Genomic DNA, 20433 nt, shown 5'->3' on the forward strand with positions numbered 1-20433 from the left:
TCACCGCACCTGGAGTTCGAAGTCGCGCAGTGTGTACCCCTCGATCAGGTCATCCCAATCGATCGAAGGTTCCCTCACGATCCGGACCTCGCGCGCCAAGAGACGCACGAGCAGGGCATCGGCCTCCAGCAACGCGAGCGGTTGGCCAGGACACTTGTGGGCCCCGTCGCCGAACGTCATCCCGGCCGGGTCGACGCCGCGGGCCCTCAGTCGATCCGGACACACGTTCAACGGCTGGTCGCCGACCGCGTCGAGGTCGGTGTTGGTGCTGCGGACGTGGACGTCGACGAGGTCCCCGGGCTCCAGCGCCACCTGGGTGTCCCGGTCGCGGATGGTGAAACCCTCGTGGACACGGCGGTACAGGTGGCCGACGACGGGCTCCAGCCGGATGACCTCGTTCAGGATCGCAAGCCTTTCCTCCTGCTCGCCCTCGAGGAACCGGCCCCGAAGGGAGTCATTGGTCAGGAGGTGCCAAGCAGCCATGCAGATGAACTCGCGCGTGGTGACCATGCCTGCGGTCCCGTAAGTCACGGACTCGACAAGGATGTCGGTGTCGGTGTAACCCTCAGCGATGAGGTGGCTGATGACGTCGTTGGCAGGCTCGCGGCGGCGGGCCCGGACGGCGGGCCGGACGTCGGCGACGTAGAAGCGGACCAGCGGCACGAGACCGTTGACCGCCGCCTGCATCCACTGCAGGCGGGTACGCCCCAGGCCCGGTTGGTCGAGGTCGAAGGGTGGCTGGTTGAAGAACGTCACGAGGCGACGCGCCATCGAGCGCACGTCGGAGCCGGTCAGCCCGACGACCTGGGCAGTGACCTCCACGGAGTAGAACAGGGCGAGGTCGTCGAGTCGGCACCGAGGTGAGGACACGGCCTCTGCGACGATCCGCTCGGCGCACGACTCCATCAGGCCGGTGTACCGCTCGCGCACCACGGAGGGGGCGAAGAAGCGGGCCACCTTCGTGCGCTGCTGGTCGTGGAGCGGACCGTCCGACATCAGGATGGGATGGTGCTTCAGGACGCCCTGCGGGATGGACTCGGCGGTGAACCCAGCTTGGGTCGTGTGCTGACGCGCCCGCAGCACCTGTCTGGCGGCCTCGAGCGATCGGACGCGAACGGTACGGCCCCGGCGCTCGATCCGGGGCCCGGCGTTCTCTCCGGGGCGGTGCGCCTTGCGGTGGCCAGGGTCCGGCTCCATCACACTCCTCCGTGGGTGTCCCCGCCACTCTAGGTGATCTGCCCCCAGACCCAGCCGCACCCGAGCGGCGTCGGCGATCCTTCTTTGGAGGGGTTATTTCCTTCATTGTCTGAACTAGAGTGGCGACGAGGGCGAAGTGGACAGGCTGCTTTCTGCAACGATCTGGTGTTCCCCCGGACAGCGACCGCGCACGATTGGACGAACCTTGGAACTTCAGATGCCCGTCCAGCAGGACTCTGCGCCGCGCGAACCCGACGTCGCCGTCGCCGACGAAGTCGTGCTTCTCGACGAGCAGGGCCAGCCCGTCGGCGCCGCCGACCGGCGTAGTGTCCACACTCGCCAGACCCCGCTCCACCTCGCCTTCTCCACGTACCTGTTCGATTCCGAGGGCCGGGTGCTGATCACGCGGCGTGCCCTCCACAAGGCCACCTGGCCGGGCGTGTGGACCAACAGCTGCTGCGGGCACCCGCTTCCGGGCGAGGACATCGAGGCAGCGGCCCGGCGGCGCGTGAGGGAGGAACTGGGCCTGGAGGTCACCGAGCTGCTCCCGGCGGTGCCCGACTTCCGCTATCGGGCAGTGGACGCCAGCGGAATCGTGGAGAACGAGTTCTGCCCCGTCTTCATCGGCCACGTCTCCTCCTCCCGCGTCGCCCCCGACTCGGACGAGGTCGCTGAGCACGCTTGGGTGAGGTGGGAGGACCTGGTGGCCGCGATCACCGCCACCCCCGCTGTGTACAGCCCGTGGAGCGTCCTCCAGGTGCCCCGCGTCGCGCTTGCGCTCGAGGGCGCCTCGTGCACCCCGGCCCCTTCGCTCACGGATTTCGTCGACCGCGTGGACGGGCTGCTGACCACCACCTTGCGCGACCTGGCCGGCACCTGGGAGCGGACCAACCGTGCCGAGGGCGTCGAGGTGCTCCCTGACGACCTGCCGGCCTGGCTCGAACGCCTGCTCGTGGGGCGCGGCAAGCGCCTGCGCGCCACCATGCTCCACTGGGCCTTCGTGGCGGCCGGCGGTGACATCGCCGGCCCCGACTATCCGGGGCTGATCCGGATCGCCGCGGCCCTGGAGACCCTGCACCTGTTCGCCATGGTGCACGACGACATCATGGATGAGTCGGGGTCACGTCGCGGGATGCCGGCCGCACACGTCGAGGCCGCCGAATGGCACCGGCAGGCGGGGGCCGCCGGTGAGCCCAACGCCTTCGGGATCAACCTCGCCATGCTCTTGGGCGACTTGGCGCACACGCTGGCCGACAGCCTCGTCCAGCCGCTCCCCCTCCGACTGCGCCGCCTGTGGTTCGAGCTCTGCGTCGAGCTGATGGTCGGGCAACGCGCCGATCTCACTGGCGCCGCGGCAGGTCGACGTGACCTTGCCCACGCCGAGCACATCGCCCGGCTCAAGTCAGGCATGTACACCATCGAGCGCCCCCTGCAGCTTGGCGCGCTCGCTGCGAACGCCGCGGAGGGCACGTGCGCCGCACTGCAGCAATGGGGAGAGCACATCGGCCGCGCCTTCGCCCTGCGTGACGACCAGCTGGGGATCTGGGGCGACCCGGCGCTCACCGGGAAGCCGGCTGGCGACGATCTGGCCGAGGGCAAGGCCACGGTGATCCTCGCACTGGCCTTCGAGCGCCTGGAAGGTCCCGCCCGCGAGGCACTCACCCGCCTCGGGACCGTGGATCTTCGCCCGGGCGACGTCGCCGTGGTGAGTGATGCCCTGGTATCCACTTGCGTCCGCGACGACATCGAAACCATGATTGAGGACGCCGTGGCACACGCCGACGCCTGCCTCGCCCACGGCCAGCTCACCGAAGCCGGCATCGAGGGGCTGCGATCCGCGGCCCGCGCCATCGCCTGGAGGGACGCATGAACGTAATCGTCATCGGAGGCGGCCTGTCCGGCCTGTCCGCTGCGCTGCACCTGCGGGGGCAGGGTCACCACGTCACGGTGCTCGAGCGTGCTGCTGTGCCCGGGGGGCGGAGCGGCCGCATCGAGCGCGACGGGTTCACCTTCGACTCCGGCCCGACCGTGTTCACCATGGTGGACCTGCTCGACCAGGCCTTCCGCGCGGTGGGTCGCCGCGCGGACGACTACCTGACGATGCAGCTGCTCGACCCGGCCTATCGTGCGTGCTTCGACGACGGCTCCACCCTCCACGTGCGCCACGGAGTGGAGGCGATGCGCGCCGAGATCGCCCGCGAGTGCGGGTCGGTCGACGCCGCCGCCTACGAGGAGTTCGTCGTCTGGCTGCGCAAGCTGTACCTGGCTGAACTGCCCCACTTCATCGACGTGAACTTCGACCGTCCGACCGACCTGCTGCGCAACCCGGTCGCGGCCGCCCGTCTGGTCGCGCTGGGCGGCTTCGAGCGCCTCGGTCCCGCCATCGAGCGCCGCTTCTCCGACCCGCGCCTCCACCGCATCTTCAGCTTCCAGGCGATGTACGCCGGCCTCGCGCCCGCCCAGGCGCTGGCGCTGTACGCCGTCATCACCTACATGGACTCGGTCGAGGGCGTCTGGTTCCCCGAAGGAGGCATGCGCGCGGTCCCCGATGCGATGGCGCAGGCCGCCATGGACGCCGGGGTCGAGTTCCACTACGGGGCCACCGTTAACCGCATCACCTGCGCGCAGGGGCGAGCCACCGGCGTGCGGCTGGCCGGTGGAGAACGCCTGAACGCGGATGCCGTGGTCTGCACGCTGGACCTCCCGGTCGCCTACGAAGAGCTCCTCCCCGAGGTCCCCACACCCCGCGTCGCCGCGCGGGGGCGCTACTCCCCCTCGTGCGTGGTGTGGCACCTGGGCGTCAAGGGCGCCCCACCGCCGGAGGCCGCCCACCACAACATCCACTTCGGGCAGCAGTGGCACGACGCCTTCGACGACCTGCTCCGGCGCGGGCGTCCCATGGCCGACCCCTCCCGCTTCGTGGCCGTCCCGTCCCTGCACGACCGCGACGCGGCACCCGAGGGCTGCACCAGCCTCTACGTCCTGGAACCCACCCCCAACCTGGAGGTGGGCCGGCTCGACTGGCCCAGCGAAGGCCCCCGCCTGCGCGAACGCATGCTCACCGACCTGCAGCGCTGGGGCTACCCCACCGACATCGTGACCGAGGAGTTGGTCACTCCCCAGGACTGGCTGGCGCAGGGCATGGCAGCGGGAACCCCGTTCGCGCTCGCCCACACGTTCCGCCAGACCGGCCCCTTCCGCGCCAAGAACGTCGACAAGCGCGTGAAGGGCCTGGTCTTCGCCGGGTCGAGCACCACCCCCGGTGTGGGTATCCCCATGGTGCTCATCTCCGGGAAGCTCGCCGCCCGACGCGTTGCGGAGATGACCTGGTGAGCACCCTGCTGGAGGACGGGTACCGCACCGCCGCACGCCTCACCCGCGAGCACGGCACCACGTACTACTGGGGCGCCCTGCTCCTGCCCCCACCCCAGCGCCGGGACGTGCACGCGGTCTACGCGCTGTGCCGGCTGGCCGACGACATCGTCGACGAGCCGGACAAGACGCCCCACCCATCGGTGCCGGCCCACGGCACCCCGACGGAGCGTCTCGACGCGTTCCGCGCCTGGTTCTTCGCGGCATTGGCCCGCGGCACCTCAGACGAACCGGTGATGGCCTCGGTGATCGACAGCTTGCGGCGACGCGGCACCGACCCCGAGTGCTTCGAGCGGTTCTTCGACGCCATGGCGCTCGACCTGACCCACTCCACCTGGCCCACGTGGCCCGCGCTCCGCGACGGCTACATGGAGGGCTCGGCGGCCGTCATCGGAGAGATGATGCTGTCCGTCCTGGAACCCACCAGCGACGCTGCCCGCGACCACGCACGCTCTCTGGGATTGGCCTTTCAACTCACCAATTTCCTGCGTGACGTCGACGAGGACCTCAGCCGTGGCCGCGTCTACCTGCCCCAGGACGAGCTCACCAGGCACGGCGCCGACCCCCACCTGCGCCAGGTGACGCCGCAGTGGCGCACGTTCATGGCCGAGCAGGTGGACCGCAACCGCACGCTGTACGCCCACGCAGCCGATGGCCTACCCTATCTGCCCGAAGCCTCGCGCCGCTGCGTTGGCACCGCCCTTACCCTGTACCAACGGATCCTCGACCGGATCGAAGCAGCCGACTACGACGTCTTCAACGGACGCATCCGGGTACCCGCCCACGAGAAGCTGGCCCTGTTCGGTCGCCAAGCCGCAGTCGGCGCGCTACGCCCCTCGCGTTGGGCGGGCGTCCGAGGCCGCGTGGACCGCCACCAGCAACCATGAGCACCCGAGCAGCGTTCGACCGCGGGGCGCGGCACTACGACCTCATGGTCGCCCTCAATCCCGGCTACCACGCCCATCTGCGCAGGGCAGCCGCATCACTGGTGGACACGCTGCGCGGCCAGCCCGGACCATGGCGCCTCCTCGACCTCGCTTGCGGTTCGGGAGCATCCACCCGAGCACTGGTGGACGCAGCCCCACCCGACACCCACATCCAAGGGTTGGACGCCTCCCCCGGGATGCTCAGCCGCGCCCGCGCCAAACACTGGCCTGCGTCGGTCACCTTCGCCGAGGCCACCGCCGGCTCGCTGGACACCCAAGCGTGGCAGCCCGGAACCCACCACGGCATCCTGTCGGCCTATCTCTTCCGCAACCTCACGCCCGCTCAACGCCGAGACGCACTGGCGGAGATCCAGGCGCTGCTCACACCCGGCGGCACCCTGACCGTCGTCGAGTACTCCGTGCGCGAGCGATTCCGCGCGCAACTGGTGTGGAGCATCGTGAGCTGGCTGGTCATCATCCCGCTCGGAGCCCTGCTCGACCGCAACCCCTCGCTGTACACTTACCTCTGGCGCAGCGTGATGGAGTTCGACACACCGACGCAATTCATGAAGCAGCTCCACACCGCCGGCTTCGTGGACATCGCCACCCGGAGTGTGCCCGGCTGGCAACACGGCATCCTCCACCTCTACATGGCCCGCAAGCCCCAGGAGACCGCATGAAGCGACCCGCCCGCCCCGGCCGCGATCGGCGCGCCGTCCACCACCCCGGTCCCTCCGGTGCCGAGCGCCTGACGGGCGAAGCGAAGGTCGTCGTCGTCGGAGGCGGCATCGCCGGCCTGTCGGCCGCCACCATCCTGGCCGAACGCGGAGTCCGAGTGACGCTGGTGGAGGCATCACCCCGACTCGGCGGACGCGTCGCCGCGTGGCCGCTCGAGGACGGACGCACCATGAGTCGCGGCTTCCACGCCTTCTTCCGCCAGTACTACAACCTACGAGCGGTGCTGCGCCGACCCGACCCCGACCTGGCACGGCTGATCCCGATACGCGACTACCCACTGCAGCGTCCCGACGGAATGCGGGACTCCTTCAACAACATCCCCAGGACGCCACCGTTCAGCGTCATGGGGTTTGTCGCCCGGAGCCCCTCATTCACACTCGCGTCCCTGGCGAAGGTCGACCTACCCGCCGCCCTGGAGCTGTTGCGCGTCCGCTTCCCCGACACCTACAGCCATTACGACGGCGAATCGGCCGCCGCGTTCCTGGACCGACTGCGCTTCCCCGCCGACGCACGCGACCTCGCCCTCGAGGTGTTCGCACGCTCCTTCTTCGCCGATCCGAACGACTTCGCCGCCGGCGAACTGGTCGCCATGTTCCACACCTACTTCATGGGCTCGGCCGAAGGACTCCTGTTCGACGTCCCCGACGACGACTACGACACCGCCCTGTGGCAACCCCTCGGCCACTACCTGGCCCGACTCGGCGTGGAGGTACGCACCGGCGTCCGCGTGAGCACCATCGGCCCGACCGGAGCCCGGACCAACCACGGCGAGCTCATCGAGGCGGACGCCGTCGTCCTGGCCACCGACCCCCGCACTGCCCGCTCCCTGGTGGCCGGCATCGGCGACCCCTCTGGGCCGATGGACGCGTTCACGCGCCGGGTCGCCGAGACGGTCAACGCACCCCCGTTTGCCGTGGTGCGGCTGTGGCTCGATGCGCTGGTCGCCCCCCAGCGCCCCGCCTTCCTGGGCACCAGCGGCTACGGCGCGCTCGACAACGTTTCGGTGCTGGAACGCTTCGAGGCAGGAGCCGCCGCCTGGAGCCGGGCACACGGAGGATCCGTCGTGGAACTGCACGCCTACGCGTGCGACCCGGACGTTCTCGGGAACGAGGGCTCGACCGACCGCCTCGTCCAGCACCTGACCAGCGAGCTGCACCGGGTCTTCCCCGAAACAGCGCACATGGGGACGCTGCACCGTGAGGTGTTGGTTCAGGACGACTGCACCCTCATCACCCCATCCCCGTGGAACGACCGTCCGGGGGTGGAGACACCTGCCTCCTGGCTCGTCCTGGCCGGGGACTGGGTACGCAGCGATTATCCCGTGGCGCTGATGGAGCGCGCCGCAACGACCGGGATCCTGGCAGCGAACGCATTGCTCCAGCGATGGGGAGTCCAGGGCGAGGGCCTGTGGACCGTCCCGACCCGCGGACTCCTGGCCCGCTGAGGTCCCGACCCCCGGAGGGTTCCGTTGCCACCGTGCACGGTGGGCTCGTCGCCGAGCGTCAGGCCAGCATCTCCCGCACCAGCGGGACGACGCGCATGGCGTACAGCTCGATGGACTTCATCAGCTGGCTGTGCGGCATGGGCCCGTTGGCGTACTTCAGGTCGAACTGGTCGACTTTGAGTTCGCGCACGGTCGCGGCGATCTTGGCCGCCACCGTCTCCGGCGACCCGACGTACAGCGCGCCGTGCTCGATCTCGTTGGTGAACTCGTCGGACCCCATGGCCCCCCAGCCCCGCTCCCGGCCGATGCGGTCACGCTGGGCCTTGAAGTGGGGGAACAACTGCTCGGCCGCCAGCTCGTCCGTCTCGGCGACGTGGCCGGGGCTGTGCACGGCGACGGGCATCTCGGTCGTCACGCCGAACTCGTCCACCGCGCGGCGGTACAGGTCGGCGAACGGCTTGAAGCGCTGGGCGGGGCCGCCGATGATCGCGAGCTGCAGCCCGAACCCGCGGTGGGCGGCGCGGACGACCGACTGCGGCGATCCGCCGACCGCGACCCAGGAGCGCATGCGTCCGCCCTCGGTCTTGGGGAACACGTCGACGTCGGCAAGGGGCGTCCGGTAGGTGCCCGACCAGGTGACCGGGCCCTCCTCGCGCAGCAGCGAGAAGACCTCGAGCTTCTCCTCGAAGAGCTTCTCGTAGTCGGCCAGGTCGAAGCCGTACAACCCGAAGGACTCGATGAAGGACCCGCGGCCCAGCACGGGCTCGGCGCGTCCGCCGCTGAGCGCGTCGATGGTGGCGAAGCGCTCGTACACGCGGATCGGGTCGTCCGACGACAGCACCACGACGGCCGACCCGAGGCGGATCCTCCCGGTCGCGGTGGCGAGGCCCGCCAGCACCGTGTCGGGCGCGCTGACGGCGAAGTCGGGGCGGTGGTGCTCCCCGATGGCGAAGTAGTCGACGCCGAGGGAGTCGGCGAGGACGCCCTGGGCCACGACGTCGCGGATCACCTGGGCCTGCGTGACCGGCTGGCCCGCGTCGTCGACGGTGACGTCACCGAAGGTGTCGAGCCCGAACTGGAGATCCATGACGTGCCTCTCGAAGTAGTTGATTATTCAACTCGCCGCGCGGCCGGTTCATTCCGGCGATCGTCACCTGGATCGAACGGACCCACCACCGCCGACGACGACAAGCCCAACTCGGCAGGTTGACCCCCGCCGCATCCGAACCAGTTCAATCAACACAGCCGGCAACAGCCGCCTGAAAACCCGTGTCAACCACACTCACGGCAGACCCGAGGATATCGTGACACCGATCGGATCGGTCGGCCGGCGACAGCTTGACGGGCCACCGACCGCGAGCCAAGACGGGCCGGGCATCGGCGTCGCACGCGCAGCAGAGTCGGCAGCCTACGACGGAGATCGTGCCTGTCCGGAGACATCTATCCACTCGCACGGCTCGCCAGCCGCCTCGGCAATCTGTGCCGTGACGGCGGCGATCCATTCCTCTTCGCGGTCCAACTCACCGCAGATCGTCACCTGCCAACCGGGCATATCGCCCGAGTACGAGACGGTCGCTTCACCCACGCGTACAGCAAACTCTCCGTCGCCGGCCAACTGCTCGGCCGACCAGCCGCTCGGGACGAGCACATCCGCAATCCTGCTCACGTGGAATCCGGGCCACTCGTGCCGGGCGCTCGTCCGGATCAGAAACTCGCGCATCTCTTCAGCCTAGCCTTGTTCCACCGACGTACTACGGGTGTCGCGGGGCTCCGGTCTCGGTCTAGAAGCCAGTTAGCAGTCGGTGCCCTGGCGTCGAGACGGCTCAGACCGTGGGCTGCGGCCGCGATCCCATCGCTGGTCACATCCCGATTGCGGTCGCGCTCGGCGCGGCGGCCTGCTGAGGTGCAGCGAAGGCGGCTGAGTCGCGCCCGGTCCCACCCCGCTCGGTGCGATCCACCTCGTAGCGCGTGCGGGCGAGGTCGTGACCGATGCGAGTCGCGATGAACTCCCAGCCTTCGTACCGCTGGCCGTTCCGCTCGTAGGAGTAGCCGCGCACCACGGGTCAGGGGTTCCTTTCGATGGGCGGATGTCTGGTCGCGGTCAGATCAGGCCGGTCTCCTGCGCGACGTGGATCGCGCGGGAGCGGCTGTCAACACCGAGCTTGGTAAAGATGTGGACGAGGTGGCTCTTGACGGTGGCCTCGGTGACGAAGAGGGCACGGGCGATCTCTTTGTTCGCCGATCCCGTTGCGAGGAGACCGAGCACGTCGATCTCGCGGTCGGTGAGACGTGGGGGTGGGCTGCGCAAGCCCTTGAGCACGCGGGAAGCGAGATCGGGGGGCGAGTGCCGTGTCGCCGGCTGCAGCACGCTGGATGCCGTCGATGATGACGTCGGGGTCGACTTCTTTGAGGAGGTAGCCCGCTGCGCCTGCTTCGATTGTCCCGAGGATCTCGGCGTCGCGATCGAAGGTGGTCAGGATGAGCACCGCAGGGGCGGGGTCGAGGGCGCGGAGCGCGGTCGTGGTCTGGATGCCGTCGACGCCGTTGCCGAGGCGCAAGTCGCAGAGCACCACATCGGGGCGCAGATGTGCTGCCAGGGGGAGTGCCTCCTCGCCGGTGGCGGCTTCCCCGACGATCTGCAGAGTCTCCGCCGCCTCGAGTACGGCACGGAGCCCGCTTCGCACGACCGGGTGATCGTCGACCAGGAGCACGGTGGTGGTCATGGCATCTCCTCTGTGGTGGGGTCGGCGCCGGTGGCCGAGACTGGGCCGGGACGGATCGGCAGGTGGATGGAGAGGGCAGTGCCCTCACCGGGGGTGCTCTCGATGTCGAGGCCGCCGCCGAGTTCGCGGAGGCGGGCCCGCATGAAACGCAGGCCGTAGCTCGGTCCGGCGTCCGCGGCCTGTTCCCAAGCGGGCTGGTTGAAGCCGGTGCCTTCGTCGATGATGTCGAGCCGCACGGCGTCGTCGACGTCGATGAGGCTCATGACGACACGGGATGCTCTGGCGTGGAGGCGAACGTTCGCGAGGGCCGACTGCGCGGTGCGCAGGAGCACGACTTCGACCTCGGTCGGCAGGATCGGCATCGAGTCGTCCACAGGCAGCTCACCGTGGAGCCCGGTTTCGTCGCGGATACGGTCGAGCATGCGTTGCAGCGCGGCGGCGAGGGCGTCGTCTTCGAGTTCGGAGGGGGCGAGCGCGGCGACGATGCGGCGCACATCGGCGAGGCTGTCACCGGCGAGGGTCTCGACCTGTTCGAGGGTGCGCGCTGCGTCTGGGTCCTCGATGCGGCCGGCTCCGGCGTGGGCGAGGAGTCGGATCGAGGAGAGTGCCTGGGCGATGGTGTCGTGGATGTCGCGGGAGATGCGGGTGCGTTCGGCGATGGCACCCGAGTGGCCATCTTCTTGAGTCTGCCCATGCTGTCTCACCTCCTTCCACGCCGACTGGAGTGTCACTTTCAAGTGGGGCTCGGCCGGTGGGTTCGTCAGCGGTCGGTGAAGATGGCCATCAGCTCGCCGATCTCGTGGGTGGCAGTGGCCGGGTGTCGGAAGTGCCCGTGGTAGTTGACGGTGTAGTGAGTTCGCCGCCCGATGCGCGTGCGCGCCACGTAGTTGGCCGCTTCGAGGTCGTGAAGAATGGCCAAGGTCGCGCGGGTGGTGATTCCGACCTGGGCGGCGATGTCGCTGAGCCGCGCGTCGGGAGCTGCCGCCACGGCGAGCAGAACGTGGCCGTGGTTGGTCAGGAAGGTCCACTCGGGCCGACGTCGCGGACCGTTCGGCACGGTGGGTTGGTGGAGGTGGGGCAGCTCACTGATGCCCATGAGTGTTCACTCCCCTTCGCGGTCGTCCGGGTTGGTCGTGCTCTGTGCCGCGGGCTTGCCCGGGCGGGGGTGCCACCGCCAGACGGGTTCGCAGGCGGCGATTTCCTCTTCGGTGGCGAGTCGGAACGGTGCGGTGGCTGACGCCGGCAGGGCCTGGCGGCCCTGGCCGCGGGTGGCGCGCAGGCTCGCCACGATCGATACACCGATGATGGTCGCGACGATGGCCAGGGACAGGGGCGTGGGGACGTAGAACAGATCCACCTTGAGCATCATCTTGATCCCCACCCAGATCAGCACCAGGGCGAGGCCGATCTTGAGGTAGACGAAGCGGTGGATGAGGTCGGCGAGCAGGAAGTACATCGCCCGCAGTCCCAAGATCGCGAAGGCGTTGGCAGTGAACACCAGGAAGGGCTCAGAGGTCACCGCGAAGATCGCCGGGATGGAGTCGACCGCGAAGACGATGTCGGTGACCTCCACCAGCACCAGGACAGCCAGCAACGGGGTGGCCATGACCATTCCTGCCTTGCGGATGAGGAAGTGCTGCCCGTGGTAGGCGTCGGTCATCGGCACCCACCGGCGGAACATCCGCAGGGCGCGCGACTTGTCGGGATCGAGGTGCTCGTTGCGTTGGCGGATCATCCGATATCCGGTCCACAGCAGGAACACGGCGAAAATGTAGAGTACCCAGGAGAAGTTGGCGATGAGGACCGCGCCGAGGGCGATGAAGATGCCGCGGAAGACGAGTGCACCCAAGACACCGAGGAACAGCACCCGGTGCTGGTACTCCCGCGGTACGGCGAAGTAGCTGAAGATGATCGCCCAGACAAAGACGTTGTCGACTGCCAGCGACTTCTCGATGAGGTAGCCGGCGAAGTACTGCTGGCCCAGCTCGGCGCCGTAGCCGATCCAGATCAAGACGCCAAACGCGACCCCGAACATCACCCACACCGCCGACCACGACGCCGCCTCCCGCACGCCGATCACGTGGGCATGACGGTGAGCGAACAGGTCGAGAGCGAGCATGGCGACGATGAAGCCCAGCACCGCCGCCCACACCCAGAACGAGACATCCATGACAAGAACACTCCGATCGATCCGAGCGGAGGTCTTTCCCAGTCCGGTGGTCGGGCCCGCCCGCCGGACACCCGCGGGGGTGTCGAAATGGCGACGAAGCGCTCGGGGATACTCCCCTCCAATGGAACTAGTGAAGCAGACTTCATGTGTTGCGCGCAAGACGACAAAGAAGCCGAGGGGTTGCAGAATCGTCGAGGCTTCCTGATCTGCCGTCTGCGCCCAGCTTCTCCTGCGCGGATCGGGGTCTGTCGGATCAACGGTGTGTGGGGCCCGGCGGTTTCTAGTGGGGTGGTCCTTTCGAGCCTGCCTGCGAAGGTGATCGCGAAGGCGTTCAGGGCGGGCTTCCACCTGACGACCCCGCGTGACCGGCCCTGGCCGGTGGGGTCAAGGGGAGCGGGTGGTCAGGTACCACCTTTCGCTCCGGTGGATCACCCCCCTGCGGGGTGGGCCGCCGCCCCAGCCCGCGCGGCGGGCGTCGACCCGCCCCGCCGTCGGCTCGGGAGCAGGCTCGTGGGACGATGGAGGTGGGAGTCGGACACACGACGTCACCCATCCAGTCCGGCTCCGGACGAGGAAGGGACAGTGTCATGAACGAGGCTCAGTTCACCAAGATGAAGGACGCGAAGGGCTTCATCGCCGCGCTCGACCAGAGCGGTGGCAGTACCCCCGGAGCCCTCAAGCGCTACGGCGTCGATTCCTGGGCCGACGACGCCGAGATGTTCGAGCAGGTCCACCAGATGCGGGCCAGGATCATGACCAGCCCGAGCTTCGACGGTGACCGGGTGCTGGGAGCGATCCTGTTCCAGGACACCCTGGGCCGTGAGGTCGACGGAAGACCCACCGCCGACTACCTGTGGAACGTCAAGAACGTGGTGCCGATCCTCAAGATCGACAAGGGTCTGGCCGACCACGAGGCCGGGGCTCGGCTGATGAAGCCGATCACCGACCTGGACGAGGTGCTCCCTGAAGCACTGGCCCAGGGGGTGTTCGGCACCAAGATGCGCTCGGTCGTCGACGAGCCCGGCCCTGGCCTGATGGCCGTGGTCGAGCAGCAGTTCGACATCGGACGACACGTGCTGGCCCACGGGCTCGTCCCGATCCTGGAACCCGAGGTCGACATCAGGAGCCCGCTCAAGGCCGAGGCCGAGGAGCAGTTGCACGACGCCCTGCTCACCCACCTCGACGGGGTTCCCGAGGGCCAGGTGGTGATGTTCAAGCTGACCCTGCCCGAGGTCGACGACCTCTACCGCGACCTGGTCGACGACCCGCGGGTGCTGCGGGTGTTCGCGCTGTCGGGCGGTTACAGCCGGGCCGAGGCGAACGCGCGATTGGCACGTCAGCACGGCATGGTGGCGAGCTTCTCGCGCGCCCTCACCGAAGGGCTGACCGCGCAGCAGTCGGACGAGGAGTTCGACGCCGCGCTGGACGACTCGATCGAGAGCATCTACCAGGCGTCGGTGCAGCCCGGCTGAGTCCTGCTGGTCGACCCATCCGGACGATGCCGGCCTCGAGGGCCCCGGCCGCCGCTTGGCCCACCTGCAGGGCGGTCACGGCGCTGCTGCTTTGGCAGGGGTGCATCGCCATGGGCACGGCGGCGATCCGGCCGAACAGCCACTCCTTCCGCATCGGCACCCTGCCGGGCACGGTCCCGAACACGAAGGGGATCTCGAGCACGCTGACGTCCATGCCTCCGACGACTCTTCCGGCGCCTGTGTCGATGGCCACCTCGGCCTGGTCGAGCCTGGCCTGCACGTCGCTGTGCTTGCTGGCCAGGTCGAGGTCGGGACGCATCCGGTGCCAGGTGGCGAAGTACGATCCGAGCACCACCGCCCGCTGCACTCCGGCGCGCCGGGCCAGGGCGAGCACTCGTCCGGTCTGGTCGACGAGCTGTCGCTGCAGGTACTCCCCTGCCGCGATGGGGTGGGGCACGCCGTCGTCGGGGCCGAGTGCCTACACGCAGGCGTCGGCCCCCTCGAACACTCCAAGCAACTGCGGCCCGTCCGCCGACCACACGTCGAGCACCCGCTGATCGTGGTGGTCGTCCCCCAGGCCGGGCAGCCAGTCGAGGCAACTCTGTCGGCCGACCAGCCTGACGCTGTGCCCGCGGCGCACCAGTTCGGCCGCCGTGTGCTGGCCGAGCAGCCCACTGCCTCCCAGGATGACGACCTTCACGACGCGAACACTACGGTCTGGGGTGCACGCGGCCGCCTCTGCCAGAATGTGCGGCATGGCCGTACCCCGACACCGCAGCACGAGGTTCACCCCCGGCATCTTCAGTCGGTTCCGGCTGCAGGTGGCGACGCTGGCCGGTCGCGCCGCTGCCACCGCCTCCCGGCTGGCCGGACGCGGCTCGGGCGCCTCGATCCGCGGTCAGGTGATGCTCAAGCTCGATCCGAGTGCCTTCGCCACGCTGCTGGCCGGGCGTCGCATCGCCTGCGTCTCGGGGACCAACGGCAAGACCACCACCACCCACCTGCTCACCGCTGCCCTGAGGCGGGTGGCCGCCGACGACGAAGACGTGGTCACCAACGCCGACGGCGCCAACCTGCACCACGGCATCGCCTCGGCCCTCTCCGAGCACCGCAGGGCCCTGGTGGCGGTGCTCGAGACCGACGAACGGGTCGTGCCGAGCGTGGTCGACAAGGGCGATCCCGAGGTGCTGGTTCTGCTCAACTTCAGCCGCGACCAACTCGACCGCCATCACGAGATCAAGGCGCTGGGCAGGGGCTGGCGCGACGCCCTGACCAAGGCCGGTGACGCCGGCCCGGTGGTCGTCGCCAATGCCTGTGACCCGCTGGTGGTCTGGTCGGCTCAACCCGCCCGCCGGGTGGTCTGGATCGACACTGGTGACGTCTGGGGCCAGGACGCGGCCCTGTGCCCCGGTTGTGGCGCGGTGCTCACCCACCGTCAGGTCGACGGCCGAGGGCACTGGGACTGCCCGGCCTGCGAACTGACCCAACCCCAACCCGATTACCGGGTCGATGGCGACACCGTCTCAGACCCCAATGGGCACTCCTGGACGCTCGAGTTGCAGGTGCCTGGTCGCTTCAACCGCGCCAACGCCGCCTGCGCCTTCGCCGCCGCCCGGATCATGGGCGTGCCGCCACGCGAGGCGCTGGAAGGCATGGCCACCGTCACCGCGCCTGCCGGACGCTTCGCCACCACCACCATCAGCGGCACCTCGGCCCGGTTGCTGCTGGCCAAGAACCCGGCGGGCTGGGCCGAGTCGCTGCCGCTGGCCACCAGCGACCCGGTCGTCCTCGCCATCAATGCCGCAGCCGCCGATGGACGCGACGTGTCGTGGATGTGGGACGTGGCCTACGAGCAGTTGGTGGGACGCCGCGTGATCGCCACCGGACCCCGCGCCCAGGACATGGCCGTGCGGTTGGCCTATGCCGAAGTCGAGGACGTGGCAGTCGTCGAGGACCTCGCCACCGCCTTCGCCCACCCCTGGCTCGCCGGGCTCGACCAACCCGTCGACGTGGTGTCGACCTACACCCCGTTCCAACAGCTTCGCAAGCTGGGAGGCCTGGCATGACTCGACCGGTCAAGATCGCCCTGGTCTACCAGTCCCTGCTGGGGATCTACGGCGACCGCGGCAACGCCACGGTGCTGGGCAAGCGCCTGCAGTGGCGCGGCATCGACCACGAGTTGGTCGTGGTCGAGCCCGGTGACGCCGTGCCGGCCGACGCCTCGATCTACCTGCTCGGGGGCGGTGAGGACATGGCCCAGGTGTCGGCGGTCTCGGCGCTGCAGACCGACGGCAACCTGTTCCGCGGGCTGGACGAGGGGGCGGTGCTGTTCGCGGTCTGCGCCGGGTACCAGATCTGCGGCAAGACCTTCACCGTCGGCGACCGGGACGAGGTGATCGAGGGGCTGGGCCTGCTCGACGTCACCACCGAACGCGGCCCCCAGCGGGCGGTCGGCGAGATCCTGACCCGCTGGAGCCGCGCGGATGGGACGACCAGCCTGATCACCGGTTTCGAGAACCACGGCGGCTACACCACGCTCGGTCAGGACGCCAACCCCCTGGCCAGGGTGGTGGTCGGCGTCGGCAACGCCAACGACGGGTCAGAGGGTGCGGTGCAGGGACGAGTGATCGGGACCTACCCGCACGGCCCGGTGCTGGCCCGCAATCCCGACCTGGCCGACCACCTGCTCGAACTGGCCACCGGCACCACCCTCGAGCCGCTGGACAAGCCCGAGATCGAGCGGCTGCGCGAGCAGCGGATCGAGGCGGTGCAGCGCGGCGCACGGTGACCTCCCGGGGGGTGTCACCACAGCCGCGGAGTCGATTTCGCGTCCGTCGCGCAGATGCTCTAGACTTTCTTGTCGCGCACCTCTAGCTCAACTGGCAGAGCAGCTGACTCTTAATCAGCGGGTTCAGGGTTCGAGTCCCTGGAGGTGTACCACCACCAACAGTGGCCCCCGACTTCGGTCGGGGGCCGCTGCTGTTGTGCGGGATCCGGAGGGTGGCGAGGGATCAGTCCGTGCTCCAGGCCGGAGCGGCGGTGGCTCGTTCACGCAAAGCGCTGAGCTCACCGAACAGGGTGGCCAGCCCGGCCACCAGGGTGACCACGACGGTCGCGACGGCCAACCAGTTGTCGATGCCCACGTCGACAGCGTCGGCGGCGTGCCGTAGCCCCCACCCGATCGCCAGCCCGGCGATGACCGCCCACGGGGCGAGGTGCGCCCAGACATTGGGCGCCAGGTCGAGGCCGTCCGGCGGATGGTGGTTGATCACGTTGCGACGCTTCATGCCGATCACGGCGGCAGCACCGGCGGCACCGAAGCCGATGACCATGGCGCGCACCGGCAGCATGTCGAGGCTCGAGGGTGCGAACCGGTCGACGCCGACCAGGGCAGCCACGATCACCACGATGGCGAGCAGTGCGATGATGCCGCTCCACAATGCCAGTCTCAGGCCCAGCGAGGCACTTCGTCGGGTCTCGCTCATCGGCGGGTCAGGCTCGCGACTTCTTGATCCTGCCCACGATGGCGCGCACCGTCAGCAGGAAGGTGGCCACACCGAGCAGGGCTCCCCCGACGATCACGAGCCGGTCGGTTCGCCAGCCGTCATCGTCCTTGACCTGCGACTTCAGGTTCGTGAACTCGTCCTGGGCGAAGCTCTTGGCGTCGTTGACCGTGCGCTGCTTGACCGCAGTGGGATGCACCTGTTCGACCAGCCCTTCGACGCTGGCTGCCATGCGTGAGCGGGCTGCCGAGATGTCGGCGCGGATCTGGTCGATGGAGCGGGTGTCCTTGCTGGTCTGGGCCATGCGAGGAGCCTATATCGTTGGCCCCATGAGCACCCGCCTTGAGATCGGTTCCCCTGCCCCGTCCTTCACGCTGAAGGACGCCCAGGGTCAGGACGTGTCGCTGTCGGACTTCGCCGGCCGTCGGGTGGTCGTCTACTTCTACCCCGCCGCGATGACCCCGGGCTGCACCATCCAGGCGATCGACTTCACCGCTGCGGTCTCGGAGTTCGAGCGCGCCGGCTACGCGGTGGTCGGGATCAGCCCCGACACCGTCGAGAAGCTGGCCACGTTCCGCGAGAAGGAGGCCCTGGGCATCCCGCTGCTGGCCGACCCCGACCGCGTCGTCCACGACGCCTACGGCACCTACGGCAAGCGGATGCTCTACGGCAAGGAAGTCGAGGGCGTGATCCGTTCCACCTTCGTGATCGAGGTGGACGACGACGGCAACGGCACTATCCAGGTGGCCCAGTACAACGTGAAGGCCACTGGTCACGTCGACAAGCTCAAGCGTGACCTCGGCATCTGATCGGGCTGCTCGGCGCCAGTAGGCTTGAGGACGCCCGACCGGAGTGGTGGAACTGGCAGACACGCAGGATTTAGGTTCCTGTGCCGCAAGGCGTGAGGGTTCGAGTCCCTTCTCCGGTACCCATCAGTTCGCGCGCCCGAGCGGCGGGGCCGTCGAACCCGGGACGACCAGCCGTGGCTGCAGACTGACGTGCTTCAACGGCCCTTCCACGGCGGGGTGCCTGACCAGGTCGACGGCGAGCTTTCAGGCCAGCCGTCCCACCCACGTCTTGGGTGGGCTGCCCGCGTCCAACGGAGTCGGCTCCCAGTCAGCCTGCTCGTCGTCGTGGACGACCAGAGAGACGTCGGCACCGATCCGCAACCCGCGCTGCTCGACGGCGCGGACGAAGCGTCGTCCGACCTGGTCGCAGTGGGCGTAGACCGCCGTCAGGTCATCACCGACACGGGCCCGCGAGACCGCGACCAAGCCGCTCTTGGTGATCCGACTGCGCCGCGGCGCCGCCGTGTTCGCCCACAGCGAACGACACTCCCCTTCGGGGAATACACCTTGAGTCGAGGACGCTCAACTTGGTGACGCTGGTCGATGGCCGACCAGCCCGATTCCTCCCAGGAAGGAAGCATCATGGCTCGTTTCGATCCGTTCCGTGAAGTGGATCGCCTGCTCAGCGACGTCACCCGTACCCCCGTGGCCGCGGCCATGCCGATGGACCTCTACCGCGACGGCGACACCTTCGTGGTGGCGGTCGACCTGCCCGGCGTCGACCCGTCGACCATCGACATCGACATGGACGGGGCAACCGTCACCATCCGTGCCGAGCGCACCTCGGGTGCTCCCGACGGTGCGCAGTGGCTGGCTCGCGAGCGTGCGGTCGGCACCTTTGCCCGACAGCTCACGCTCGGGCGTGGTCTGGCCACCGACCAGATCGGCGCCGACTACTCCGACGGCGTGCTCACGCTGACCATCCCCGTGGCCGAGACCGCGAAGCCGCGCAAGATCCAGGTGCAGCACACCGGACAAGGGCGCCAGATCGAGGGCACCGTCGTCGACGACGCCCCCTCCGGTCAGGACGAGCAGCAGGCCTGATCGCCCACCCCTCCCCCTCGCTGGCTCGGCCTCGACCCACCCCGGTCGGGGCCGAGCCTCATCTGGCGTCAGTCCGCCAGACGGTGCCGCTCGAGTCGTCCACCAGGAAACCGCGACCGAGCCACCACCCTCGCCACCGGCCACAGGAACCGTGGCGTGTACCAGGCTTGGCTGGGCTTGTTCAGGGCGAGGCCGCCGCCCACGGTGACCGCTGCGTGCGCCGCGTGCCCGGCTTCACGCCAGACCAGGACGGTGCCCGGCTGGTCGTCCCAGCGCGCCGTCGCCACGGGTCGGCAGCGGGCGGCGAGCCACGCCTCGAAATCGTCGACCTGGGTCCACTCATCGGCGACGTCCGCACCGGCCGCAGCCATCACCGTGGCGAAGCAGTTGGCGCCGGACCGTTCAGCGAAGGTACCGGCCAGAGCCTGGGCTCCCGGTAGCCGCTTCGCCGCCCTGGCCCAGTCGACGCGCTCGAGCGGAAGCGAGTCGGGCCAGCCGCGGCGGACGAACTCCAGCACCACCTCGTCGGCCACCGGGGCCACCAGGTGGGGCCACCAGACGAACCGGTGACCGTCGGCCTGCGCCCTCGCCGCCTCTCGGACCTGGGCAGGCGCCGACCGCACGGATGGGACCTCCCCTCGTCCGACCGCAGCCTGATGGCGCACCAGGCGCGCTCGCAGAGCAGCGTCGAGGGCGCTGAACTCGTCCTCGGTCAGCCACCACAACCGGCGCTTGCCGTAGAGCAGGAAGGTGTCGAGGTCGTCCATTCCGGGGCGCTGGTCGAGGTCAACGTCGCGTCCGGCGACAAGGTCGTCGTCCACGACGAACGGCTGGCGCGCGGGCACGAGTCTGCGCACCCAACCCTCGATCCGGGCCTGGTTGATCTCGCATCCCAGCACCTGCATCGCACCCCTCCTGTTCGAGCGTCACAGTCTCGCAGTCCACGGCGTGCTGGCAAGGTCGGACGAGCCCGGCGCAGGGCACACTGGGGGACAT

General features: G+C 69.2%; 23 protein-coding genes, 2 tRNA genes and 4 pseudogenes. 14 read left to right on the forward strand and 15 right to left on the reverse strand.

From position 1 onward, the window contains the following. Nucleotides 1-1257 carry a cytochrome P450 gene (locus IE660_RS05285; protein WP_328701850.1) on the reverse strand — a complete coding sequence of 419 codons (1257 nt, stop codon included), beginning with the start codon at nucleotides 1255-1257 and terminating at the stop codon, nucleotides 1-3. A gap of 157 nt (nucleotides 1258-1414) precedes the next feature. On the opposite strand from IE660_RS05285, the pseudogene idi reads away from it, so the two are divergent. The 6 genes and pseudogenes from idi to IE660_RS05310 form a co-directional block, all read left to right on the forward strand. Beyond that, nucleotides 1415-1957 (forward strand): annotated as a pseudogene (idi, locus tag IE660_RS16350) (isopentenyl-diphosphate Delta-isomerase); the annotation flags it as partial. Nucleotides 1958-2146: 189 nt separating this feature from the next. Next, a pseudogene (locus IE660_RS16355) lies at nucleotides 2147-3067 on the forward strand (polyprenyl synthetase family protein); the annotation flags it as partial. Continuing rightward, on the forward strand, nucleotides 3064-4530 hold the full coding sequence (gene crtI, locus IE660_RS05295; protein WP_203567281.1) for a phytoene desaturase family protein: 1467 nt from the start codon (nucleotides 3064-3066) through the stop codon (nucleotides 4528-4530). The pseudogene IE660_RS16355 and the gene crtI, both read left to right, overlap by 4 nt. Further along, complete coding sequence (locus tag IE660_RS05300; RefSeq protein ID WP_203567282.1) at nucleotides 4527-5456, forward strand: phytoene/squalene synthase family protein; 930 nt, start codon at nucleotides 4527-4529, stop codon at nucleotides 5454-5456. Before crtI ends, IE660_RS05300 begins: the two co-directional genes overlap by 4 nt. Beyond that, nucleotides 5453-6175 (forward strand): class I SAM-dependent methyltransferase, encoded by a 723-nt coding sequence (locus IE660_RS05305; protein WP_203567283.1) that lies wholly within the window; start codon nucleotides 5453-5455, stop codon nucleotides 6173-6175. Before IE660_RS05300 ends, IE660_RS05305 begins: the two co-directional genes overlap by 4 nt. Next, entirely contained in the window at nucleotides 6172-7677 is a 1506-nt protein-coding gene (locus IE660_RS05310; RefSeq protein ID WP_203567284.1) for an FAD-dependent oxidoreductase, read from the forward strand. Before IE660_RS05305 ends, IE660_RS05310 begins: the two co-directional genes overlap by 4 nt. Nucleotides 7678-7735: 58 nt before the next feature. Here IE660_RS05310 and IE660_RS05315 read toward each other — a convergent pair whose 3' ends face one another. Continuing rightward, a complete protein-coding gene (locus tag IE660_RS05315) occupies nucleotides 7736-8764 on the reverse strand; it encodes an Atu2307/SP_0267 family LLM class monooxygenase (protein WP_203567285.1) in 1029 nt (342 codons plus the stop codon). 56 nt (nucleotides 8765-8820) lie between these two features. Between IE660_RS05315 and IE660_RS05320 the strand changes: the two are divergent. Further along, nucleotides 8821-8940: pseudogene (locus IE660_RS05320) on the forward strand (IS3-like element ISAar45 family transposase); the annotation flags it as partial. Nucleotides 8941-9085: 145 nt separating this feature from the next. On the opposite strand, the gene IE660_RS05325 reads toward IE660_RS05320, so the two are convergent. From IE660_RS05325 to IE660_RS05345, 7 genes and pseudogenes are all read right to left on the reverse strand, one after another. Beyond that, nucleotides 9086-9397: a hypothetical protein gene (locus IE660_RS05325; RefSeq protein ID WP_203567286.1), complete on the reverse strand. Its 312-nt coding sequence runs from the start codon at nucleotides 9395-9397 to the stop codon at nucleotides 9086-9088. 139 nt (nucleotides 9398-9536) lie between these two features. Further along, the gene (locus IE660_RS05330) at nucleotides 9537-9737 is read right to left on the reverse strand and encodes a hypothetical protein (protein WP_235997038.1); all 201 of its coding nucleotides are present in this window, start codon (nucleotides 9735-9737) and stop codon (nucleotides 9537-9539) included. Nucleotides 9738-9778: 41 nt separating this feature from the next. Further along, the gene (locus tag IE660_RS15715) at nucleotides 9779-10045 is read right to left on the reverse strand and encodes a response regulator transcription factor (RefSeq protein ID WP_328701851.1); all 267 of its coding nucleotides are present in this window, start codon (nucleotides 10043-10045) and stop codon (nucleotides 9779-9781) included. A 67-nt stretch (nucleotides 10046-10112) separates the two neighbouring features. Continuing rightward, nucleotides 10113-10400 (reverse strand): annotated as a pseudogene (locus tag IE660_RS15720) (response regulator); the annotation flags it as partial. After that, nucleotides 10397-11131, reverse strand: coding sequence for a sensor histidine kinase (locus tag IE660_RS05340; protein WP_328701852.1), 735 nt, complete (start codon nucleotides 11129-11131; stop codon nucleotides 10397-10399). The gene IE660_RS05340 and the pseudogene IE660_RS15720, both read right to left, overlap by 4 nt. A gap of 29 nt (nucleotides 11132-11160) precedes the next feature. Beyond that, the gene (locus IE660_RS15525) at nucleotides 11161-11496 is read right to left on the reverse strand and encodes a MarR family transcriptional regulator (RefSeq protein WP_207730996.1); all 336 of its coding nucleotides are present in this window, start codon (nucleotides 11494-11496) and stop codon (nucleotides 11161-11163) included. Nucleotides 11497-11502: 6 nt separating this feature from the next. Next, a complete protein-coding gene (locus IE660_RS05345; RefSeq protein ID WP_203567288.1) occupies nucleotides 11503-12570 on the reverse strand; it encodes a TerC family protein in 1068 nt (355 codons plus the stop codon). Nucleotides 12571-13157: 587 nt separating this feature from the next. Here IE660_RS05345 and IE660_RS05350 point away from each other — a divergent pair. Further along, the gene (locus tag IE660_RS05350) at nucleotides 13158-14042 is read left to right on the forward strand and encodes a fructose bisphosphate aldolase (RefSeq protein WP_203567289.1); all 885 of its coding nucleotides are present in this window, start codon (nucleotides 13158-13160) and stop codon (nucleotides 14040-14042) included. On the opposite strand, the gene IE660_RS05355 is transcribed toward IE660_RS05350, so the two are convergent. After that, complete coding sequence (locus IE660_RS05355) at nucleotides 13942-14499, reverse strand: hypothetical protein (RefSeq protein WP_203567290.1); 558 nt, start codon at nucleotides 14497-14499, stop codon at nucleotides 13942-13944. The genes IE660_RS05350 and IE660_RS05355 overlap by 101 nt on opposite strands. Nucleotides 14500-14520: 21 nt before the next feature. Further along, nucleotides 14521-14742 carry an NAD-dependent epimerase/dehydratase family protein gene (locus IE660_RS05360; RefSeq protein WP_203567291.1) on the reverse strand — a complete coding sequence of 74 codons (222 nt, stop codon included), beginning with the start codon at nucleotides 14740-14742 and terminating at the stop codon, nucleotides 14521-14523. Between the two features lie 205 nt (nucleotides 14743-14947). On the opposite strand from IE660_RS05360, the gene IE660_RS05365 reads away from it, so the two are divergent. From IE660_RS05365 to IE660_RS05375, 3 genes are all read left to right on the forward strand, one after another. Then, nucleotides 14948-16108 carry a DUF1727 domain-containing protein gene (locus IE660_RS05365; RefSeq protein WP_328701867.1) on the forward strand — a complete coding sequence of 387 codons (1161 nt, stop codon included), beginning with the start codon at nucleotides 14948-14950 and terminating at the stop codon, nucleotides 16106-16108. Continuing rightward, nucleotides 16105-16830 carry a type 1 glutamine amidotransferase gene (locus tag IE660_RS05370; protein ID WP_203567293.1) on the forward strand — a complete coding sequence of 242 codons (726 nt, stop codon included), beginning with the start codon at nucleotides 16105-16107 and terminating at the stop codon, nucleotides 16828-16830. Before IE660_RS05365 ends, IE660_RS05370 begins: the two co-directional genes overlap by 4 nt. Before the next feature lie 76 nt (nucleotides 16831-16906). Next, nucleotides 16907-16982: transfer RNA gene (locus IE660_RS05375), tRNA-Lys, on the forward strand. A 71-nt stretch (nucleotides 16983-17053) separates the two neighbouring features. Here IE660_RS05375 and IE660_RS05380 read toward each other — a convergent pair. Further along, nucleotides 17054-17527, reverse strand: a complete 474-nt coding sequence (locus IE660_RS05380; protein WP_203567294.1) for a hypothetical protein — start codon at nucleotides 17525-17527, stop codon at nucleotides 17054-17056. A 7-nt stretch (nucleotides 17528-17534) separates the two neighbouring features. After that, complete coding sequence (locus tag IE660_RS05385; RefSeq protein ID WP_203567295.1) at nucleotides 17535-17849, reverse strand: DUF3618 domain-containing protein; 315 nt, start codon at nucleotides 17847-17849, stop codon at nucleotides 17535-17537. Nucleotides 17850-17874: 25 nt separating this feature from the next. Between IE660_RS05385 and bcp the strand changes: the two genes are divergently transcribed. After that, a complete protein-coding gene (gene bcp, locus IE660_RS05390) occupies nucleotides 17875-18354 on the forward strand; it encodes a thioredoxin-dependent thiol peroxidase (RefSeq protein WP_203567296.1) in 480 nt (159 codons plus the stop codon). 37 nt (nucleotides 18355-18391) lie between these two features. After that, a tRNA-Leu gene (locus IE660_RS05395) sits at nucleotides 18392-18473 on the forward strand. A gap of 124 nt (nucleotides 18474-18597) precedes the next feature. Here IE660_RS05395 and IE660_RS05400 read toward each other — a convergent pair. Continuing rightward, a complete protein-coding gene (locus IE660_RS05400) occupies nucleotides 18598-18819 on the reverse strand; it encodes a substrate-binding domain-containing protein (RefSeq protein WP_203567297.1) in 222 nt (73 codons plus the stop codon). 156 nt (nucleotides 18820-18975) lie between these two features. On the opposite strand from IE660_RS05400, the gene IE660_RS05405 reads away from it, so the two are divergent. After that, entirely contained in the window at nucleotides 18976-19437 is a 462-nt protein-coding gene (locus IE660_RS05405; RefSeq protein ID WP_203567298.1) for an Hsp20/alpha crystallin family protein, read from the forward strand. A gap of 68 nt (nucleotides 19438-19505) precedes the next feature. Here IE660_RS05405 and IE660_RS05410 read toward each other — a convergent pair whose 3' ends face one another. Beyond that, a complete protein-coding gene (locus tag IE660_RS05410; protein WP_203567299.1) occupies nucleotides 19506-20342 on the reverse strand; it encodes a hypothetical protein in 837 nt (278 codons plus the stop codon). Between the last annotated feature and the right edge of the window lie 91 nt (nucleotides 20343-20433).

This window comes from Aestuariimicrobium ganziense (assembly GCF_015352975.1).
Classification (GTDB): domain Bacteria; phylum Actinomycetota; class Actinomycetes; order Propionibacteriales; family Propionibacteriaceae; genus Aestuariimicrobium; species Aestuariimicrobium ganziense.

What these genes read in the sequence shown, in the direction of transcription:
- crtI (WP_203567281.1), top strand. Translation starts at nt 3,064, where the DNA reads ATGAACGTAATCGTCATCGGAGGCGGCCTGTCCGGCCTGTCCGCTGCG.
- IE660_RS05305 (WP_203567283.1), top strand. Translation starts at nt 5,453, where the DNA reads ATGAGCACCCGAGCAGCGTTCGACCGCGGGGCGCGGCACTACGACCTC.
- IE660_RS05310 (WP_203567284.1), top strand. Translation starts at nt 6,172, where the DNA reads ATGAAGCGACCCGCCCGCCCCGGCCGCGATCGGCGCGCCGTCCACCAC.
- IE660_RS05315 (WP_203567285.1), bottom strand. Translation starts at nt 8,764, where the DNA reads ATGGATCTCCAGTTCGGGCTCGACACCTTCGGTGACGTCACCGTCGAC.
- IE660_RS05325 (WP_203567286.1), bottom strand. Translation starts at nt 9,397, where the DNA reads ATGCGCGAGTTTCTGATCCGGACGAGCGCCCGGCACGAGTGGCCCGGA.
- IE660_RS15525 (WP_207730996.1), bottom strand. Translation starts at nt 11,496, where the DNA reads ATGGGCATCAGTGAGCTGCCCCACCTCCACCAACCCACCGTGCCGAAC.
- IE660_RS05345 (WP_203567288.1), bottom strand. Translation starts at nt 12,570, where the DNA reads ATGGATGTCTCGTTCTGGGTGTGGGCGGCGGTGCTGGGCTTCATCGTC.
- IE660_RS05350 (WP_203567289.1), top strand. Translation starts at nt 13,158, where the DNA reads ATGAACGAGGCTCAGTTCACCAAGATGAAGGACGCGAAGGGCTTCATC.
- IE660_RS05365 (WP_328701867.1), top strand. Translation starts at nt 14,948, where the DNA reads ATGCTCAAGCTCGATCCGAGTGCCTTCGCCACGCTGCTGGCCGGGCGT.
- IE660_RS05370 (WP_203567293.1), top strand. Translation starts at nt 16,105, where the DNA reads ATGACTCGACCGGTCAAGATCGCCCTGGTCTACCAGTCCCTGCTGGGG.
- IE660_RS05380 (WP_203567294.1), bottom strand. Translation starts at nt 17,527, where the DNA reads ATGAGCGAGACCCGACGAAGTGCCTCGCTGGGCCTGAGACTGGCATTG.
- IE660_RS05385 (WP_203567295.1), bottom strand. Translation starts at nt 17,849, where the DNA reads ATGGCCCAGACCAGCAAGGACACCCGCTCCATCGACCAGATCCGCGCC.
- bcp (WP_203567296.1), top strand. Translation starts at nt 17,875, where the DNA reads ATGAGCACCCGCCTTGAGATCGGTTCCCCTGCCCCGTCCTTCACGCTG.
- IE660_RS05405 (WP_203567298.1), top strand. Translation starts at nt 18,976, where the DNA reads ATGGCTCGTTTCGATCCGTTCCGTGAAGTGGATCGCCTGCTCAGCGAC.
- IE660_RS05410 (WP_203567299.1), bottom strand. Translation starts at nt 20,342, where the DNA reads ATGCAGGTGCTGGGATGCGAGATCAACCAGGCCCGGATCGAGGGTTGG.